This is a genomic window from Haliea sp., from assembly GCF_040221975.1.
In the GTDB taxonomy this organism is placed as follows: Bacteria; Pseudomonadota; Gammaproteobacteria; order Pseudomonadales; family Halieaceae; genus Haliea.
Genome location: NZ_JAVJWR010000016.1, coordinates 42,293 through 61,739 on the forward strand (window position 1 = coordinate 42,293; position 19,447 = coordinate 61,739).

The window sequence follows — 19,447 nt, forward strand, 5'->3', positions numbered from 1 at the left end:
GCGGCGCAGCGGGTATACTTGCCGCATTCTTCGGGGTGCCCGGCGAGGGGCGCGCCTCGCCGGGCGCCCCATCACGACCCATACAGGAGCTCAATGTGCATATTGAACAGGCAGCCGAGGCCGAGCTGCGTGAACAGCTGGCCAACTTGCACGACCACTACGACCAGCTGGCGGCCAGGGGCCTGAGCCTGGACCTGACCCGGGGCAAGCCAGGTGCGGCGCAGTTGGCCCTGTCCGATGCCCTGGACGGCATCCTCGACGGCAACTACCGCGCCGACGACGGCACTGACGCGCGCAACTATGGCGGCCTGGATGGACTGCCCGAGGCCAGGGCTCTGTTCGGCGCCGTTCTCGGCACCGTGCCGGAGGAAACCCTGGTCGGCGGCAGCAGCAGCCTGACCCTGATGTACCAGGTGCTGGAATTCGCCCTGCGCGAGGGCCTGCGCGGCGCGGAGTCGGCCTGGTCCAATGCCGACCAGGTGAAGTTCCTGTGCCCGGTGCCGGGTTATGACCGCCACTTTTCCATCTGCGAGTACCTGGGGATCGAGATGGTACCGGTGCGCCTGCTGGAGACCGGCCCCGACATGGACGAGGTGGAAAGCCTGGTCGCCGCGGACCCCGATATCAAGGGTATCTGGTGCGTGCCGCGCTTCTCCAATCCCACCGGCTGCGTCTACAGCAGCAACACGGTGGAGCGGATGGCGCGGCTGCCCAAGCTTGCCTCGGGCCAGTTCATCGTCATGTGGGACAACGCCTACGCGGTGCACAAGCTGTACGAGGATGCGGCGCCGCTGGCCAGTATCAGCGACCATGCGCGCCAGTTCGAGACCATGGACGGCATCTTCCAGTTCGGCTCCACCTCCAAGGTCACCTTCGCCGGCGCCGGGGTTGCCTTCGTCGGCAGCAGCGAGCGCAACCTGTCCACCTTCAAGGCTCATCTGGCATTCCAGACCATCGGCCCGGACAAGGTCAACCAGCTGCGTCATGTGCGCTTTCTGCGCGACAGCGACACCCTCGCCGCGCACATGGAGCAGCACGCAGCGCTACTGCGCCCGCGCTTTGAAGCGGTACTGGACACGCTGGAGCAGGAGCTGGGTGGAACCGGCATGGGCACCTGGACCCGCCCTCGGGGCGGCTATTTCATCAGCTTCGACACCTTGCCGGGGCTGGCCTCGGAGATTGTCGAACTGGCCGCCAGGGTGGGGGTCAAGCTGACCCCGGCGGGCGCGACCTTCCCCTATGGACGGGACCCGGAAGACCGCAATATCCGCCTGTCGCCCAGTTTCCCGGCGCTGGAGGATGTGCAGACCTGTGCTGAAGTTTTCACTCTCTGCGTCAAGATTGCCTCGATCAAACACAAGCTAGGCGGAAGCGTGTAGGAACACAGCCCTTGTGGGAGCGCACTCTGTGCGCGATCGCCCGCGGACAAGGTGAATGGCCGCGCAGCGGCCAGAGAGGGTGGCCTGGGCCACGAGGTGAATGGCCGCGCAGTGGCCAGAGAGGGTGGCCTGGGCCAGCGGGCTCCTACAGGTGGGCGCGGGGTCAGTCGTCGTGGCTGGGCTGGGGCTGCATCCCCGACAGGGGGAAGTTGGCCACGTTGCTGCGTGTGCCGGGGGCGGCATCCGAGATCTTGCCGGTGCCTTCCTTGTCCACCTCATCGATGCGGATAATGGCCTGCAGCGGGATATAGCTGCGCTTGACGCCGTTGAACTCAAGCTTCAGTTTTTCTTCGCTGGGGTCCACCAGAATCTGCGAGCGCTCGCCGAAAATGAATTCCTCGATCTCGATAAAACCCCACATGTCACTCTGATAGATCTGGCGCGCGAACACTTCGAACACCTGGTTGGCGTTGTGGAAAATCACCTTGTAGACGGGTTGGCTGGCCATGAAGTCCTCGTGGGCCGCTCCGGCTGGCGGCCCCGCTGGAAGTGCGCCGGATTTGAGGGGCGCCAATGGTATCACTCTGGGGCCAGAATTCCAGTACTTGCGCGCCCTGCTGCTAGGTTTCATGCTGCCAAGTCTGTATAATCCACGCCCCTTTTCCACAACACGGCAAACAAGGTGCCCGCGGGCACCAACGAGGCGCAGTGAGCAAGAAGCTTTACATCAAGACCCATGGCTGCCAGATGAACGAGTACGACTCCGCGCGCATCCGCGATCTGCTCGGCGAAAGCCATGGCCTCACCCCCACAGAGAATCCGGAAGAGGCCGATGTACTGCTGCTAAACACCTGTTCCATAAGGGAAAAAGCCCAGGAGAAGGTCTTTCACCAGCTCGGCCGCTGGAAGCACCTGAAGCAGAAGAACCCCAATCTGGTGATCGGCGTGGGCGGCTGCGTGGCCAGCCAGGAAGGGGCGGAGATCGGTGCGCGCGCGCCCTATGTGGACCTGGTGTTCGGGCCCCAGACTCTGCACCGGCTGCCGGAGATGATGGACCAGCGCGCGGCTCGCACAGGCCCCGGCGGCACCCTGATCGTGGATATCAGTTTCCCGGAAATCGAGAAATTCGACCGCCTGCCGGAGCCCAAGGTCGACGGCCCCACCGCCTTTGTGTCCATCATGGAGGGCTGCAGCAAGTACTGTACGTTCTGCGTGGTGCCCTACACCCGAGGCGAGGAGGTCTCGAGGCCGGTGGACGACGTGATCGCGGAAATCGCCCACCTGGCGGCCGGCGATGTGCGTGAGGTCAACCTGCTGGGCCAGAACGTCAACGCCTACCGCGGCGAGAACCATCAGGGTGAAATCGTGGATTTCGCTGAACTGCTGCACCTGGTCGCCCGCATACCGGGCATCGATCGCATCCGCTACACCACCTCGCATCCGGTGGAATTCAGCGATGCCCTGATCGACGCCTACGCCGAGATCCCGCAGCTGGTCGATCACCTGCACCTGCCGGTACAGAGCGGTTCCGACCGCATCCTGATGGCGATGAAGCGCGGCCATACGGCGCTGGAGTACAAGTCGAAGATCCGCCGCCTGCGCAGGATCCGCCCGGATATCAGCCTGTCCTCGGATTTCATCATCGGCTTCCCCGGCGAAACCGAGGCGGATTTTGCCGCCACCATGAAGCTGATCGAGGACATCGGTTTCGACACTTCCTTCAGTTTCATCTACAGCGCCCGGCCCGGCACCCCCGCCGCCGAGCTGCCAGACACCACCGCTGAAGAGACCAAGAAGCAGCGCCTACAGATCCTGCAGAGCCGCATCCTGCAGCAGGCCCAGGCTATCAGCCGGCGCATGGTGGGGACGGTGCAGACGGTGCTGGTGACCGGCGTCTCGAAAAAAGATCCGGGACAGCTGCAGGGCCGTACCGAGAACAACCGGGTGGTGAACTTCAGCTGCGACGACCACGGCCTGATCGGCGATTTCGTCGCTCTGGAGATCCTCGACGCGCTGCCCAACTCCCTGCGCGGCCAACTCGCCGCGGAGCCACTGCAGCGCGCGGTTGACTAGCCCGCCAAGCGGTATATCCTTTTAACCTCAATCATTGCGGCCAAAGAGCGAATTGAACAGCGAATCCCCGACCTCCGAGTCGACACAAGCAAGCATCACCCTGGAACCGAATGACGCGCGCCATCTGGCCCTGCTCTGCGGGCAATTTGACGGTCACCTGCGCCAGATCGAGGGTCGCCTGGGCATCAGCATCGTCGCCCGCGGCAACCAGTTCCTGATCTCCGGCCCCGCCGCCAGCGTCACGGCCGGCAGCCAGCTCCTGAGCCATCTGTACGCAGAGGTCTGCCAGGGGGTCGGCCTGAGCCCGGAATCCCTGCATCTGCAGTTGCAGCAGTCCGGCATGGAGAGCCTGGCGGCAGCGTCCGCCGGCGGCCAGGTCGAGGCCATTCAGGTCATTCGTACCAAGCGCGCCTCGGTCAAGCCCCGCGGCAAGAACCAGCAGGGCTATGTGCGCACCATCAAGCAGTGCGACATCAATTTCGGCATCGGCCCGGCGGGCACCGGCAAGACCTTCCTCGCCGTGGCCTGCGCCGTTGAAGCCCTGCTGGAGGAGCGCGTGCGCCGTATCCTGCTGGTGCGACCCGCGGTCGAGGCCGGTGAAAAGCTGGGGTTCCTGCCCGGCGACCTGAGCCAGAAAATCGACCCCTACCTGCGGCCCCTCTACGATGCCCTGTATGAAATGCTGGGCTTCGACACCGTGAACAAGTTCATCGAGCGCAATATTATCGAGATCGCGCCGCTGGCCTTCATGCGTGGACGCACCCTGAACAACTCTTTCATCATCCTCGACGAAGCCCAGAACACTACCCGCGAGCAGATGAAGATGTTCCTGACCCGCATCGGTTTTGGCTCCACCGCCGTCATCACCGGTGATGCCACCCAGATCGACTTGCCCCGGGGCATCCCGTCCGGCCTCACCCATGCCAGCAATATCCTCGCCGATGTCGAGGGTATTGGCTTCACCTGGTTCGGCAACAAGGATGTCGTGCGCCATCCGATGGTGCAGCGTATCGTCGAGGCCTATGACGCCCACGAGGAAAAGACGACCCCGCTCGACAAGAGCAAGCCATGAGCGTCCACGTCGACATCCAGTCCGCCTGCAGCGAACCCGTGCCAGAGGAAGACGACTTACGGCGCTGGATCTGCACCACCCTCGACCATCTTGCGCCAGAAAAGGACGCCGAAGTCTGCCTGCGCCTGGTGGGCGAGGCCGAGATGAGTGCGCTCAACCGCGATTACCGCGGCAAGACCGGCCCCACCAATGTGCTTTCCTTTCCCGCCGGACTGCCCCCGGAACTGGAGTTGCCGCTGCTCGGTGATATTGTCATCTGCACCCCGGTCGTCGCTCGCGAAGCCGCGGAGCAGGGCAAGGCGCCCGCCGCCCACTGGGCGCACATGGCGGTCCACGGCAGCCTGCACCTGCTGGGGCATGATCATGTCGAGGAAGCAGACGCTGTCGCCATGGAAGCCCTCGAGACCACCATCCTGGCGCAGCTGGGATTCCCCTGCCCCTACCCTGACCACGCCCACGAGGAGCCCGTCACCCCATGAGCGAAGACCGATTTGGCAACGAGCCGGGAGACCGCTCCTGGCTCGAGAAAATCGCCTTGCTGTTCTCTTCCGAACCCCACAACCGCAAGGATCTCGAGGGAGTGCTGGCGATAGCGGCGGAGAACGAGGTCATCGACCAGGATGCCCGCAGCATCATGGAAGGGGCCATGAAGGTCAGCGACATGCAGGCCCGGGATATCATGATCCCCCGGGCGCAGATGGTGGTCATCAAGGCGGAATCCACTCTCGAGGAGATCCTGCCGCAGATCATCCGCTCGGCCCACTCGCGCTACCCGGTGGTGGGCGAAAGCCCGGACGATATCCAGGGCATCCTGCTGGCCAAGGACCTGCTGCCGGAGCTGCTCAACAAGGATCACAGTGAATTCCGCATGCAGTCCCTGCTGCGGCCGACGGTGGTGGTGCCCGAGAGCAAGCGCCTGAACGTGCTGCTGCGAGAGTTCCGCGAGAACCGCAACCACATGGCCATCGTCATCGACGAGTACGGCGGGGTGGCGGGCCTGGTGACGATCGAGGACGTGCTGGAGGAGATCGTCGGCGACATCGAGGACGAAACCGATGTCGACGAGGACAACTTCATTCGCAAGATCAGCGACGACGACTTCTTCATCAAGGCGCTGACCCCCATCGAGGACTTCAACGACTACTTCCGCACCGACTTCAGTGACGAGGAATTCGACACCATCGGCGGCCTGGTAATCCAGGCTTTCGGCCACATGCCCGCCCGCAATGAAGTCACCCAGATCGAAAACTTCGAGTTCAAGGTCATCAACGCCGACCAGCGCAAGATCCACAGCCTGCGCATGCGGCCGCTGGAAGCCTGAGCCATGGCCCACACCGGCCTGCGCCCACTCTGGGTGCTGCTGCTGACACCGCTCGCAGGTGTACTGGTCACCCTGTCGCTGGCCCCGTTCGGACTCTGGCCCGCGGGCATCGCCAGCTGCGCACTCTACTGCTACCTGCTCAGCACCTGCGCGCCCCGCCAGGCCCTGTGGCGAGGCTGGCTGTTCGGTCTCGGCCTGTTCGGCAGCGGCGTCTCCTGGGTTTACGTCAGCATACACGTCTACGGCTACGCCAGCGTGCCGCTGGCGGCCTTCCTGACCACCCTGTTCTGCGCCGGCCTGGCACTGCTCCACAGCCTGTTTGCCTGGACCTACGTACGCCACGTGCGGCCCCTGCCCGGGGGCATGTTGTTGGGCTTTGCCGCGCTGTGGGTGCTGTTTGAATGGCTGCGCAGCTGGCTGCTGACCGGCTTTCCCTGGCTCTACCTGGGCTACGCCCACATCGACTCCTGGCTGGCCGGCTGGGCTCCGATTGTCGGGGTCTACGGACTGTCATTCATCTGCGCCGTCAGCGGCGCCTGCCTGTTCCTGGCCTGGCGCAATCCGCGTCCGGTCGCGCTGCTGACCTACGCCAGCCTGCTCGCCGGCCTCTGGGGTGGCGCTGGCCTGTTGAAGACCGTGGAGTGGGTGGCGCCGGCGGCCGAGCAACCCCTCAGCGTCGCCCTGTACCAGCCCAACATTCCCCAGCAACTCAAGTGGCGACGGGAGCAGTACCCGGAGATCCTGCGCCAGTTCGACCGGGCCCTGCCAGAGCAACACGGGCACGATATCGTGCTGTGGCCGGAATCGGCCCTGCCCCGCTTCTATCAGCAGGCGCGCGATTATCTGGATCCGGTGGCACAACAGCTGCAGCGGAACGACGCCACGCTGATCACCGGTATCCCCTGGCGCGATGCCGGCAGCGAGGACTACTACAACAGCATTGTCGCCCTCGGCGCCGGCGAAGGTCTGTATCACAAGCAGCGCCTGGTACCGTTTGGCGAGTACGTACCGCTCGAGTCCCGGCTGCGGGGCCTGATCGCCTTCTTCGACCTGCCCATGTCCAGCTTCAGCGCCGGGCCGCCAGGCCAGGACCTGCTGGAGGCGAATGGCTACCGGATCGCCCCGTTCATCTGCTATGAAGTGGTCTACCCGGACCTCGTCGCTCGCAGTGCACGCACTGCGGATCTGCTGGTCACGATCAGCAACGACAGCTGGTTCGGCGCCTCCATCGGCCCCCTGCAGCACCTGCAAATGGCCCAGATGCGGGCGCTCGAAAACGGCCGCTACCTGCTGCGGGGCACCAACAACGGTATCTCCGCCATCATCGATCACCGCGGGCAGATCCTCGCACAGGCGCCCCAGTTCGAGGAGGCGGTGCTCACCGGTGAGGCCCAGGTAATGCTGGGCCGCACTCCCGCTGCCAGCTTCGGCACCCGCCCTGTCATCAGCGCCTGCGCCCTGCTGCTGCTTCTGCTGCTGGTGATTTTTCATACCTTCTGGCGAGGTGGAGAAGCAGCGACCACCACAGAGTGAACGATCGGCCGCAGGCTGCCACTCTGCGACACCTGACCCCCCACCTGATTGCTGGTAGAATCTCCCGTTCTTTTTTGCTACCCCACTGAACGAGATTCCGCAGCCGATGGACCAGCACTACCAGCCCCAGATCCTTGAGCAGGCCGCCCAGGCCCACTGGCAGACGAACAACAGCTTCTCCGTCGAGAAAGATACCAGCCGGGAGAAGTTCTACTGCCTGGCCATGTTCCCCTACCCCAGCGGCAAGCTGCACATGGGGCATGTGCGCAACTACACCATCACCGACGTAATCTCGCGCTACCAGCGCATGCTGGGCAAGAACGTGCTGCATCCCATGGGCTGGGATGCCTTCGGCCTGCCGGCGGAAAATGCCGCGGTGCAGAACCGCAGCGCGCCCGCCAAGTGGACCTACCAGAATATCGACTACATGAAGGGCCAGCTGCAGAGCCTGGGCTTCGGCTTCGACTGGTCCCGGGAGCTGGCCACCTGCCAGCCCTCCTACTACCGCTGGGAGCAGTGGTTCTTCACCCGCCTGTACGAGAAGGGGCTGGTGTACAAGAAAATGGCCACGGTGAACTGGGACCCGGTGGACCAGACCGTGCTGGCCAACGAGCAGGTGATCGACGGCCGCGGCTGGCGCTCCGGTGCGCTGGTGGAGCGGCGGGAGATTCCGCAGTGGTTCATCCGCATCACCGCCTACGCCGAGGAGCTGCTGGCGGACCTGGACCAGCTGCCGCACTGGCCGGAGCAGGTGCGCACCATGCAGCGCAACTGGATCGGCAAGAGCCGAGGCGTGGACCTGCGCTTTGAGCTGGCGACGCCGGTTGCGGGCATCGACCACCTCGAGGTCTACACCACCCGCCCCGACACCCTCATGGGCGTGACCTACATGTGCCTCGCGGCAGAGCACCCGATCACCCGGGCGCTGGCAGTGGACAACCCCGAGTTGCAGGCTTTCATTGAAGCCTGCAAGACCCAGTCCTCCGCGGAAGCGGACATGGCCACGATGGAAAAGAAAGGCATTGATACCGGGCTCAAGGCCCTGAATCCGCTGACCGGCGAGGAAGTGCCGGTCTGGATCGCCAACTATGTGCTGATGGAATACGGCTCCGGCGCGATCATGGCAGTGCCCGCCCACGACCAGCGTGACTGGGAGTTTGCCCGCAAGTACGGATTGACCATCAGGCAGGTAATCGCTCCCGCTGACGACAGCGCTGCGGACCTGGAACAGGGTGCGGTCACGGCAAAAGGCACCCTGGTCAATTCCGGCGAATTCGACGGCATGGACTCAGATGCCGCCTTCAGCGCCATCGCCGCGAGGTTGCAGGCGGACGGCCGCGGCCAGCTCACCACCAACTACCGGCTGCGGGACTGGGGGGTATCGCGGCAACGCTACTGGGGCGCGCCCATCCCCATGTTCAACCTCGCCGACGGCGGCGAGATCCCGGTGCCTGCACACAGACTGCCGGTCCTGCTGCCGGAGGACGTACAGATGGACGGCGTGATCTCGCCGCTCAAGGCCGACCCGGAATGGCGCAAGGACGAGTTGGACGGGCAGCCGGTGGAACGGGAAACCGACACCTTCGACACCTTCATGGAGTCCAGCTGGTACTACGCCCGCTATACCTGCCCGGACTTTGACGGAGGCATGCTGGACTCGGAGCGCGCCAACTACTGGCTGCCGGTGGACCAGTACGTGGGCGGCATCGAGCACGCCATTCTGCACCTGCTGTACGCCCGCTTCTTCCACAAACTGATGCGCGATGAGGGCCTGGTAAACAGCGACGAGCCCTTCGAGCGCCTGCTCTGCCAGGGCATGGTGCTGGCAGAGTCCTTCTACAGGGAAGGCCCTGGCGGCGGCAAGATCTGGGTGGCTCCCACCGAGGTCGACGTCGAGCGCGACGAGCGCGGCCGGGTGCTGCGCGCGGTGGCACGCAGCAGCGGCGAGGAAGTCATCGCCGGCGGCGTCACCAAGATGTCGAAGTCAAAGAACAACGGCATCGACCCGCACGCGGCGGTAGAGGCCTACGGCGCCGACACCGTGCGCCTGTTCACCATGTTCGCGGCGCCGCCCGAGCAGACCCTGGAGTGGCACGATGCCGGGGTGGAGGGCGCCAGTCGTTTCCTGCGCAAACTCTGGAAGGCAGTGCACAGCCATCTGCAGGCCGGTGACGCGTCTGCAATGGACCCGGCCAGCCTCGACGACGCCCAGCGCCAACTGCGACGCAAGACCCACGAGACCATCGCCAAGGTCAGCGATGACTACGGCCGCCGCCAGACCTTCAACACGGCGATCGCCGCCATCATGGAACTCTGCAACGATATCGTGCGCCTGGACCAGGACGCTGCCCAGGGGCGCGCCGTGGTGCGCGAGGCGCTGCGGGCCGTGGTCCTGATGCTGAGCCCCATCGTGCCGCACATCTGCCATCACCTGTGGCCATTGCTGGGGGGCGAGGGCGAGCTGCTGGATACTCCCTGGCCAGCCGTCGACGAAAGCGCGCTGGTTCGCGACAGTATCGACATGGCGGTGCAGGTCAACGGCAAGGTCCGGGCCCAGATCGCGGTGGCGGCAGATGCCGACCGGGCAGCCATCGAGGCCGCAGCCATGGGCCAGGACAACGTGCAGCGCTTCCTCGCCGACGTCACCGTGCGCAAGGTCATTGTAGTGCCCGGGAAACTGGTTAACATAGTGGCCAACTGATGCCCGGGAGACGCCCCATGTCGCGCACCCTCACTACCCTGCTGCTGGCACTGGCGCTACCCGTGCTGCTGGGCGCCTGCGGCTTCCAGCTCCGCGGCGCTGCCAGCTCTACCGGACTACCGGAGGACTGGCGGCAACTCTACCTGGCAACCGCGAATCCCAACAGCGAGTTCAGCCGCGACCTGCAGGCCCGGTTCTCTGCCAATGGCATTGAGTGGGTCGAGCGCAGCGAGGCCGCCTACATTCTCGAGCTGGGCCCGGAACGCTTCCGTCAGCGCAATCTGTCCCTCAACAGCGAAGCGCGGGCAGCCGAATTCGAGCTCACCATGCAGGCCAGCTTTGCGGTACGGGCCCCGGACGGCAGCCTGGCCATGGAGCCTGCCAATGCCGTCATCGTCAAACAGATGGAAAACGACCCCCGCAACGTGGTGGGCAAGGCGGAGGAAATCCGCATCCTGCAGCGGGAAATGCGCGCTGAGCTGTCGCAGCAGATCCTGCGCCGGATCGGTTTCCACGCCGCCGCCCGGTAATGCAACTCAAGCCCGAGCAGCTGCGCCAGCATCTGCAACAACAGTGCCTCCCGGTCTATCTTGTCAGCGGCGACGAGCCGCTGCTGGTGCAGGAGTGTGCGGACCTGATCCGCGGCGCCGCCCGCACGGCGGGCTGCAGCGATCGCGAGATCGTCGATACCACTGCCCGCGATTTTGACTGGCAGACCCTGCTGCACAGCGCCGCAGAGATGTCCCTGTTTGGCGACCGCAAGCTGATTGAGCTGCGCCTGCCCGATGGCAAGCCCGGCGCCGACGGCAGCAAGGCCCTGTGTGAGTATATCGACCGTGCCAACGGGGATGACATCCTGCTGGTGGTGAGCGGCAAGATCGACAAGCAATCCCAGAGCAGCAAGTGGTTCAAGACCCTGGACAAGGCGGGAGCAACTCTCCAGGTCTGGCCCATCGGTGCCCGGGACATGCCCCGCTGGCTGCGCCAGCGTCTGCAGGGCGCCGGGCTCGACATCGATGCAGATGCCCTCGAGCTGCTGTCCGAACGCCTGGAGGGCAACCTGTATGCGGCGGTGCAGGAAGTGGAAAAACTGAAGCTGCTGGCCAGCAACGGGCGAGTCACCATCGCTACCGTCACCGCCGCCGTGCTCGACAACGCCCGTTACAACCTGTTTGCCATGGTGGATACAGCGCTCAATGGCGATGCCACTGCCGCGCTGCGCATGGTTCACGGCCTGCGCGGTGAAGGCAACGACCTGGTGCCGCTGCTGTGGGCCGTGGCGCGCGAGGTACGCAGTCTCTACGCCATGCAACTCGATTGCGAAGCGGGCCAGAATATGAGCCGGGTACTGAACAGTCATCGCGTCTGGCAAAGCCGCTCGGCCGCGGTGCAGGCCTGCCTGCAACGCCATGACAGCAGCTCCCTGGGATCGCTGCTGCAACAGGCGCTGACAGTCGACGGCAGCCTCAAGGGCTTTGCCGATGGCGACCCCTGGGACCAGCTCGACCGGCTGCTGCTGGAACTGGCGCAATGAGGGCGAGGTAGCAGCGTGGGCCAGTTGCCATCAACCACCAGGGATGGTGCCGCTGGCACGGGACGCATGGATTCATTCCAGTCACTGGTACTGGACATCGCCATGACGTTCATCAACCTGCCCCTGGACCGGATTGACGCAGCTGTCCACGCCGCTCTCGGCCAGATGGCGACCTTCTTCCAGGCCGACCGGGCCTATGTCTTCGATTATGACTTTACAGCGGGGACCGGCACCAATACCCATGAATGGTGTGCCGCGGGTATTGCGCCCCAGATCGACAGTCTGCAGGGCCTGCCGCTGGCGACGATGCCGGATTGGGTCGAGGTCCATCGCCGTGGGGAGTGCCTGGTTGTCGCCGACGTCGGCAGCCTGGCAGCGGGGCCACTCAAGCGTTTACTGGCAGCGCAGAACATTCAAAGCTTGCTGACGGCGCCCATCCTCTGTGATGGCGAAGTAACCGGCTTTGTCGGTTTTGACGCAGTGCGGGAATGTCGCGACTACGGCGAAGACGAGCGCTATCTGTTGAGCCTGTTTGCGAACCTGCTGGCCAATGTCGTTCAGCGCGAGCGCTCCGCCGACATCCTGCAACAGAAAACCGCGGCACTTACGCTGGCCAACGAACGCTTCCAGAGCATTCTTGACGGCACCCATGCCGCCGTCTATGTCGCCGACATGGACAGCCATGAGGTCCTGTTCCTCAACAGTCACGCCAGGGACCTCGTGGGCGATGTGGTTGGCCAGGTCTGCTGGCAGACCATGCAGACGGGACAGGCGGGGCCCTGTGCGTTCTGCAGCAGCGCGCGCCTGCTGGATGCCGACGGCAACCCCGGTCCCCCGGTGTCCTGGGAGCACTTCAATCCGGCACTGCAGCGCTGGTTCCAGCTGCACGACCGCGCCATTCCCTGGGATGACGGCCGCATCGTACGCATGGAAATCGCCTTCGATATCAGCGAACAGAAAGCTGCCGAAGCAGCCCTGCGGGAAAGCGAACAACGCTACCGCCGACTGTTCGACCAATCCCGCGATGCTTTAATGGTCGTAACCCCGCCCGACTGGGCTTTCGTTGCCTGCAACAGCGCGGCGCTGGATCTGTTTGGCGTTGCCGACGAAGCGGCCTTCACCCGGCTGACGCTGGTGGATCTGTCACCTCCGCTGCAGCCCGATGGCAGCCCCTCTAACGAATGGGCACTGGCGCACCTGGCCTCCGCAATGGCAGCAGGCTCCGCCCTGTTCGAGTGGCAGCATCAGCGCCTGGATGGCCAGCAACTCAGCTGCAGCGTGCTTCTCAACCGTACCGAATGGTTCGGCCAGGCGGCGATCCAGGGTACAGTCAGGGATATCTCTGCGCAGAAGCAGGTGGAGACCGCGTTGCGCGAACAGTCCGACGCGCTGCACCGGACCAACGCCAGGCTCAAGCGCATTGCCCACTTTGACACGGTCACCGACCTGCCCAACCGGAATCTGCTCGCCGACCGTCTGCAACAGGCAATGGCGCAGGCGCATCGGCACAACACCTGCATCGCCATCGCCTACCTCGACCTGGATGGCTTCAAGGACATCAATGACCGCTACGGCCATGATGTCGGCGACAGGATGCTGCGGGCACTGGCTCAACACATGAATGGGGCGCTTCGGGCCGGGGACACCCTGGCCCGCCTCGGGGGCGACGAATTTGTCGTCGTACTGGTGGACCAGGATACCAACCCGCAGTCATGCGAACCGGTCATCGCGCGATTGCTGGAGGCTTCTGCAGAGACGGTTACCATCGACGGGCACGCCCTGCAGGTGTCAGCGAGCATCGGAGTCACCTTTTATCCCCAGCATGAAGAGATCGACGCCGACCAGTTGTTGCGCCAGGCTGACCAGGCCATGTACCTGTCCAAGGTCGAGGGCAAGAATCGTTTTCACGTTTTCGATACGGCCTTTCACCGCGCCCGGGAAGGTCACAACCGGCAACTTGAGGAGATCCGCCAGGCGCTGTCAAAAAGCGAGTTTGTGCTCTTCTATCAGCCCAAGGTCAACATGCGAACAGGGCAGGTCGTGGGGGCCGAGGCGCTGGTTCGCTGGCAGCATCCGCGGCAGGGACTGCTGCTTCCCGATGCCTTCCTGCCATTCATTGAGAACCACGCACTTTCGCTCGCGCTGGGCCGGTGGGTGATCGACGCTGCCCTGACCCAGATCGCTGCGTGGTGCCGGTCCGGCCTGACTCTTCCTGTCAGCGTCAATGTATCCGCCTCCCAGCTACAGCAGGACAGCTTTGTCCAGGATCTCCAGGCCCGGCTGCGGAAGCAACCGGAGGTAGCGCCCGAGCTGCTGGAGCTGGAGATTACCGAAACCCGCGCGCTTGACGATATTGAGCATGCCTCGTCGGTGATGGCAGCCTGTGACGCGATGGGGGTGAAATTCGCCCTGGATGATTTCGGCACCGGTTATTCGTCGATGATGTATCTGAAGCGACTGCCGGCCCGGACCCTGAAAATCGACCGCAGTTTCGTCCACGACATGCTGGTGGATGAGGATGACATGGCAATTCTCCGGGGGATACTCGGCCTGGCCTCCGCGTTCCGGCGGGAAGTGCTGGCGGAGGGGGTGGAAACCGAGGCCCATGGCCTGAAATTGCTGGAACTTGGCTGTGAGCTGGCCCAGGGGTTCGGCATCGCCAGGCCGATGCCCGCGACCGGCATAGCCGAGTGGCTCGCCGCTTGGCGTCCACCGGCGAGTTGGCTGCGCAGCCAGGACACGTGAACGTGTGAGGAACCAAACCACTGCGGAGGTGCCCATCGTGGCAGCACGAGCGACAAGAACGGTTACGGCATTGTTTGCGGCCATCCTGCTGGCAGGCTGCGGCGGCGGCAGCGGGGGCGGCGACCCGGTGCTGCAACCCGACGCACCGTCCACGCCGGTCACGCCAGTACCCGAACCCGAACCCGAACCCGAGCCCGAGCCCGAGCCCGAGCCGGGTCCGGAGCCGGAGCCGACACCGGACCCGGCAGACGCCGCCGGGCGCACCCTGTTTGAAAGTGGCCAGGTGCGCCCCATCGCCCTGTCAGCTGATGGCAACCGCTTGTTTGTGGTCAATACCCCGGCTCACCGGCTGGAACTGTTCGACATCGCCGATGGGCAATTGTCGCCTGCGGGCAGTGTGCCGGTGGGCCTGGAACCGGTGGCAGTCGCGGCTGCCAGCGCCAATGAGATCTGGGTGGTAAATCATCTGTCGGACAGCATCAGTATTGTCCGCCTGGATGGTGCCGCGCCCCGCGTGGTCCGCACCCTGCTGGTCGGAGACGAGCCCCGGGACATTGTCTTTGCCGGCCCCGGCAATCGGCGCGCGTTTATCACCGCTGCCTACCGCGGCCAGAACCACCCCGGATTCAGCGCCGCCGATCTCAAGACCCCGGGCCTGGGCCGGGCGGATGTCTGGATATTCGATGCCGACGCCCCCGGCGCCGGCCCCGGGGGCGAGCCCCTGGCGATCATCAACCTGTTTGCCGACAGTGCCCGCGGCCTCGCCCGCAGCGCCGACGGCAGTCGGGTATACGCGGCGGCTTTCCTCTCCGGCAACCAGACCACGACCCTGCTCAACGAAGCGGAAGTCGCCGACGCCAAGCCGGGACCCGTGCAGAACCACGAGGGCGTTCGGCAACCTGATACAGGCCTGATTGTAGGCTTCGACGGCGAGCGCTGGGTCGACGAATCCGGCCGCGACTGGTCGCACAAGGTGCGCTTCAACCTGCCGGATCTGGACCTCTTTACCCTGGATGCCATGGCCGGCACGCCACGCCTGCTGGGCAGCCAGCAGGGGCTGGGTACAGTGCTGTTCAATGTCGCCAGCAACCCGGCTACCGGCGCAATCTACGTCAGCAATACCGAGGCCCGCAACCGGGTCCGCTTCGAGGGACCCGGCACTTCGGCCAGCAGTGTACGCGGCCATATCGCCGAGCAGCGCATCAGCGTGGTCCGGGGCGGCACGGTGACTGCCAACCACCTCAACCCGCATGTCGACTTCTCGCTGCCGGAGGGTGCGTCCCTGGCGGCGAGCGACAAGGCCCTGAGCCTGGCCCAGCCCCAGGAAATGGTGATCAGCCCGGACGGTGACACACTCTATCTCGCGGCTTTCGGCTCCAACCGCATTGCCGCCATCGCCACCGCGGACCTGGAGGCCGGGCGCTATGATCCCGCGGCCAGCCGCCATATTTCCGTACCCGGCGGCGGCCCCGGTGGCCTGGCGCTGAATGCCGCCGGCGACACCCTCTACACCCTGTCCCGCTACACCAACACCGTCACTGCCATCCACGCCGGCAGCGGCGAGGTGCTCGCCTCAGAGACTCTGTTCAACCCGGAGGCAGTGAGTATCCAGCGCGGCCGACGCCTGCTCTACGACGCCGAGCTGACCTCCGCCAACGGCACCGCCTCCTGCGCCAGCTGCCACATCTTTGGCGACGTCGACGGCCTGGCCTGGGACCTCGGCAACCCGGATGGAGACCTGCTCGAGAACCGCAACGAATTCGTGCCCCTGCGCGGACCGACCCAGGGCGTATTCCACCCCCTCAAGGGCCCGATGACCACCCAGACCTTCCGCGGCATGGCCGACAGCGGGCCCATGCATTGGCGCGGGGATCGCGGCGGCCAGAACCGGGCCATCGTGCGCGGCGAACGGGAGAGCCTGGAGGCGGCGGCGTTCAAGGAATTCAATCCGGCCTTTGTCGAACTGCTCGGTCGGGAAGCGATTTTGCCACCGGACCTGCTGCAGGACTTCACCGACTTTGCCCTGGCGATCACCCCGCCACCCAACGCCATCCGCAATCTCGACAACAGTCTCACCCCGGACCAGGCCGAGGGGCGCCGGGTCTTCCAGGAGGAACTCACCACTGGCGGCGCCCTCACCTGCGACCACTGCCACGTGCTGGATGTCGAGGCGCGGCAGTTCGGCACCGCCGGGTTGATGACCAACGAGGGCCCGGGCATCACCGAGGATTTCAAGGTGGTGCACCTGCGCAACCTGTACCAGAAGGTGGGCATGTTCGGGGCCAGCGTCCCGCGCCCGGGGCAACAGGCGGAATTCACCGGTGACCAGGTGCGCGGCTTTGGCCTGCTGCACGACGGCGGTATCGACACGATAAGCAACTTCCTCGCCAGCAGCGTGTTCGGCTTTGCCAGTGACGCCCAGCGCGAGCAGGTAGTGGATTTCATGTTCGCCTTCGACGGCAATCTGGCGCCTGTCGTCGGCCAACAGCTGACCATTGGCGCCGAGCCGGACGCGGCCACCCGGGCCCGTCTGGACCTGCTGCTGGCGCGGGCCGGCGTTGCCGCTGCCGAATGCGACCTGGTGGTACACGGTGTGCTGGAGGGTGAGCAACGGGGCGCATTGCTGCTGGCCGATGGCCGCTTCCAGACCGACCGCAGCGGCGAGGACAGCGTCGGGCTGCAACAATTGCTGACCATCGCGACACGGCCCGGCCAGGAGCTCACCTTCACCTGTGTGCCGCCGGGCATGGGGCAGCAGATGGCACTGGATCGCGACGGCGATGGCACCCTCGACGGCGACAGCGGCTAATGCGGATATTGCGCCAGATCAAGACAGACCGGACCCTGCTGTGCTTACATAACCGGAAGAGTATACGAGGAGAAACCAGACCATGACCCGGATGTTTGAAACGGCGGAAGCCTGCGTGGACCATGCCATTGCCACTCTCGGCAAGCAGATTCGACTGGGCGCGCCGCTGGGGCTGGGGAAACCGGTGCAGCTCATGAACGCCTTTTTCCGGCGTGCGGTCGAGGACCCCGAAATCGATCTGCACATCTACACCGCGCTGTCCCTCGAGGTACCCAAGCCCGCCAGTCACATTGAGGCGGAGCTGGCCGGCCCCATCGTCGAGCGCCTGTTCGGGGACTACGAGCCCCTGGCCTACATGGAGGCCCTGCGGGCAGGCAGCATGCCGGCCAACATCCAGGTCAGCGAACTGTATTTCAAGGCGGGCTCGATGAAGGGACTGCCCTCCGCCCAGCAGAACTACATCTCCAGCAACTACACCCACATCGCCCGCGACATGGCGGCGGCGGGGGTGAACGTGCTGGTGCAGCTGGTGGCGGCGCGGGAAACCGATGCCGGTCCGTCACTCAGCCTGTCCTGCAATCCGGACGTGGCGCTGGATGTTATCCGCCAGCGCCGCGATGGTGACCAGGACGGATTCCTCTGTTTTGCCCAGGTGCACCGGGACCTGCCATTCATGCGCCACGATGCGGAAGTGCCCGCGTCCCTGTTCGATGGCGTGGTGGAGAATGCCGACTACCACCGCACCCTGTTTGCCGTGCCCAACGCCGCGATCCCGGCGGCGGACTATGCCACCGCGCTCAATGTCAGTAGTCTGGTAGTGGACGGCGGCACCCTGCAGATCGGTATCGGCTCGCTGGGGGATGCGGTGGCCCACGCCTGCATCCTGCGCCATCACCACCACGAGGCCTGGCGCGAGCTGCTGCAGAACCTGACCAGGATAGACAGCGGCTGTGCCGCCGAGCCCACCGTATTCAACGAGGGCCTGTACGTCTCCACCGAGATGTTCGTCAACGGCATGCTGCACCTGATAGAAGCGGGCGTCGTCAAACGCCGGGTATTTGACCAGCTGGCGCTGCAGCGGGGTCTCAACGACGGCGTCATCACTCCCGCCATCGACGCGGCCATGCTGGACTACGCCCGCGGCTGCGGCCTGATGCCGCGCCTGCTGGATGCGCCGGTACTGGCCGAGCTGCAGCATTGGGGCCTGGTGCCCGAGGCCCTGGTAATTGCCGGGAACAGCCTGAAGCTGCACGGCGAACTGCTGTGCAACGACATGGACGATCCCGACACCCGCGCCGCACTGCTGCGAGCGACAGCGGGAACCGAGCTGCGCCACGGCCGGGTGCTGCACGGCGGCTTCTTTCTCGGGCCCCGGGATTTCTACCAGAAACTGCGGGACCTGGACGATGCCGGTCACGACAGGATCTGCATGACCAGCGTCCAGCGCACCAACCAGCTGCTGCTCAACTACCCGCTGTACAGCGCCCAGCGCCAGCACGCCCGCTTCATCAACACCGGCATGATGGTCAGCCTCAGTGGTGCGGTCACCTCCGATGCACTCGAAGACGGCACCGTGATCAGCGGCGTCGGCGGGCAGTACAACTTTGTCGCCATGGCCCACGACCTGCCGGGCGCACGCTCGATCCTGTGCATCCGTGCCACCCGCGGCAAGGGCAAGCACCTGCAATCGAATATCGTGCCGCACTATGGCCACACTACCATTCCCCGCCACCTGCGGGACATCATTGTCACCGAGTATGGTATCGCCGACCTGCGCGGGCAGAGTGACGCCGAGATTATCCGGCGCCTGATCGCGATTGCGGACAGCCGTTTCCAGCGGGAGCTCGCGGACTGGGCCATAGAGCACGGCAAGCTGCCCGCTGACTACGAGATACCGGTGGAGGCCCGGGACAATACCCCCTACCGCATAGCCACCGCGCTCAGCAGCCATATTGCCGATGGCCTGCTGCCGTCCTACCCCTTCGGCACCCAGCTGACCCCCGAGGAGCTGACTCTCAGCGCCAGCCTGCGGCGCATCAAGGCCCTGAGCGAGGAGCCCGCGCATTTCCTCAGGGAAATCGTGCGCGCCCTGCTGCACCGCGGCGACAAGGAGGCGGCTCGCCCCTGGCTGGAGCGTATCCACCTCATGCACCCGGACAGCAGCAAGGAATTCATCATCCAGCAACTGCTGATGCTGGAACTGGAGGAGCATGGCCTGCTGAAAGTGCGGTAACATCTCCCTGACGCCGCCCGGGGGGGGCAGCTGCTGACAAGGCGCCG

13 protein-coding genes are annotated in these 19,447 nt (G+C 64.9%); 12 read left to right on the forward strand and 1 reads right to left on the reverse strand.

What is annotated here, in order from left to right; genetic code table 11:
- Positions 1-95: 95 nt before the first annotated feature.
- The gene (locus RLO07_RS06145) at positions 96-1,379 is read left to right on the forward strand and encodes an aminotransferase class I/II-fold pyridoxal phosphate-dependent enzyme (RefSeq protein WP_462291255.1); all 1,284 of its coding nucleotides are present in this window, start codon (positions 96-98) and stop codon (positions 1,377-1,379) included.
- Between the two features lie 163 nt (positions 1,380-1,542).
- On the opposite strand, the gene RLO07_RS06150 is transcribed toward RLO07_RS06145, so the two are convergent.
- Complete coding sequence (locus tag RLO07_RS06150; RefSeq protein WP_462291256.1) at positions 1,543-1,887, reverse strand: DUF1820 family protein; 345 nt, start codon at positions 1,885-1,887, stop codon at positions 1,543-1,545.
- A gap of 200 nt (positions 1,888-2,087) precedes the next feature.
- On the opposite strand from RLO07_RS06150, the gene miaB reads away from it, so the two are divergent.
- From miaB to RLO07_RS06205, 11 genes are all read left to right on the forward strand, one after another.
- Positions 2,088-3,452 carry a tRNA (N6-isopentenyl adenosine(37)-C2)-methylthiotransferase MiaB gene (gene miaB, locus RLO07_RS06155; RefSeq protein WP_462291257.1) on the forward strand — a complete coding sequence of 455 codons (1,365 nt, stop codon included), beginning with the start codon at positions 2,088-2,090 and terminating at the stop codon, positions 3,450-3,452.
- A 52-nt stretch (positions 3,453-3,504) separates the two neighbouring features.
- Positions 3,505-4,524, forward strand: a complete 1,020-nt coding sequence (locus RLO07_RS06160) for a PhoH family protein (RefSeq protein WP_462291258.1) — start codon at positions 3,505-3,507, stop codon at positions 4,522-4,524.
- Entirely contained in the window at positions 4,521-5,003 is a 483-nt protein-coding gene (ybeY, locus tag RLO07_RS06165; protein WP_462291259.1) for an rRNA maturation RNase YbeY, read from the forward strand. Before RLO07_RS06160 ends, ybeY begins: the two co-directional genes overlap by 4 nt.
- A complete protein-coding gene (locus RLO07_RS06170) occupies positions 5,000-5,845 on the forward strand; it encodes an HlyC/CorC family transporter (protein WP_462291260.1) in 846 nt (281 codons plus the stop codon). Before ybeY ends, RLO07_RS06170 begins: the two co-directional genes overlap by 4 nt.
- 3 nt (positions 5,846-5,848) lie before the next feature.
- The gene (gene lnt / locus RLO07_RS06175; RefSeq protein ID WP_462291261.1) at positions 5,849-7,378 is read left to right on the forward strand and encodes an apolipoprotein N-acyltransferase; all 1,530 of its coding nucleotides are present in this window, start codon (positions 5,849-5,851) and stop codon (positions 7,376-7,378) included.
- Positions 7,379-7,484: 106 nt separating this feature from the next.
- Positions 7,485-10,079: a leucine--tRNA ligase gene (gene leuS, locus RLO07_RS06180; RefSeq protein WP_462291262.1), complete on the forward strand. Its 2,595-nt coding sequence runs from the start codon at positions 7,485-7,487 to the stop codon at positions 10,077-10,079.
- 17 nt (positions 10,080-10,096) lie between these two features.
- Positions 10,097-10,609 (forward strand): LPS-assembly lipoprotein LptE, encoded by a 513-nt coding sequence (locus tag RLO07_RS06185; RefSeq protein WP_462291263.1) that lies wholly within the window; start codon positions 10,097-10,099, stop codon positions 10,607-10,609.
- Positions 10,609-11,613: a DNA polymerase III subunit delta gene (holA, locus tag RLO07_RS06190; protein ID WP_462291264.1), complete on the forward strand. Its 1,005-nt coding sequence runs from the start codon at positions 10,609-10,611 to the stop codon at positions 11,611-11,613. The genes RLO07_RS06185 and holA overlap by 1 nt, the downstream gene beginning before the upstream one ends.
- Before the next feature lie 66 nt (positions 11,614-11,679).
- Positions 11,680-14,358 (forward strand): sensor domain-containing phosphodiesterase, encoded by a 2,679-nt coding sequence (locus RLO07_RS06195; RefSeq protein ID WP_462291265.1) that lies wholly within the window; start codon positions 11,680-11,682, stop codon positions 14,356-14,358.
- Between the two features lie 37 nt (positions 14,359-14,395).
- Positions 14,396-17,167 carry a hypothetical protein gene (locus RLO07_RS06200; RefSeq protein WP_462291266.1) on the forward strand — a complete coding sequence of 924 codons (2,772 nt, stop codon included), beginning with the start codon at positions 14,396-14,398 and terminating at the stop codon, positions 17,165-17,167.
- Between the two features lie 82 nt (positions 17,168-17,249).
- A complete protein-coding gene (locus RLO07_RS06205) occupies positions 17,250-19,400 on the forward strand; it encodes an acetyl-CoA hydrolase/transferase C-terminal domain-containing protein (RefSeq protein WP_462291267.1) in 2,151 nt (716 codons plus the stop codon).
- The last annotated feature ends 47 nt before the right edge of the window (positions 19,401-19,447 follow it).

Excerpts from the sequence above, each read along its gene's own strand:
- lnt (WP_462291261.1), top strand. The coding sequence starts at position 5,849 with ATGGCCCACACCGGCCTGCGCCCACTCTGGGTGCTGCTGCTGACACCG.
- leuS (WP_462291262.1), top strand. The coding sequence starts at position 7,485 with ATGGACCAGCACTACCAGCCCCAGATCCTTGAGCAGGCCGCCCAGGCC.
- ybeY (WP_462291259.1), top strand. The coding sequence starts at position 4,521 with ATGAGCGTCCACGTCGACATCCAGTCCGCCTGCAGCGAACCCGTGCCA.
- RLO07_RS06185 (WP_462291263.1), top strand. The coding sequence starts at position 10,097 with ATGTCGCGCACCCTCACTACCCTGCTGCTGGCACTGGCGCTACCCGTG.
- RLO07_RS06195 (WP_462291265.1), top strand. The coding sequence starts at position 11,680 with ATGGATTCATTCCAGTCACTGGTACTGGACATCGCCATGACGTTCATC.
- RLO07_RS06205 (WP_462291267.1), top strand. The coding sequence starts at position 17,250 with ATGACCCGGATGTTTGAAACGGCGGAAGCCTGCGTGGACCATGCCATT.
- holA (WP_462291264.1), top strand. The coding sequence starts at position 10,609 with ATGCAACTCAAGCCCGAGCAGCTGCGCCAGCATCTGCAACAACAGTGC.
- RLO07_RS06150 (WP_462291256.1), bottom strand. The coding sequence starts at position 1,887 with ATGGCCAGCCAACCCGTCTACAAGGTGATTTTCCACAACGCCAACCAG.
- RLO07_RS06170 (WP_462291260.1), top strand. The coding sequence starts at position 5,000 with ATGAGCGAAGACCGATTTGGCAACGAGCCGGGAGACCGCTCCTGGCTC.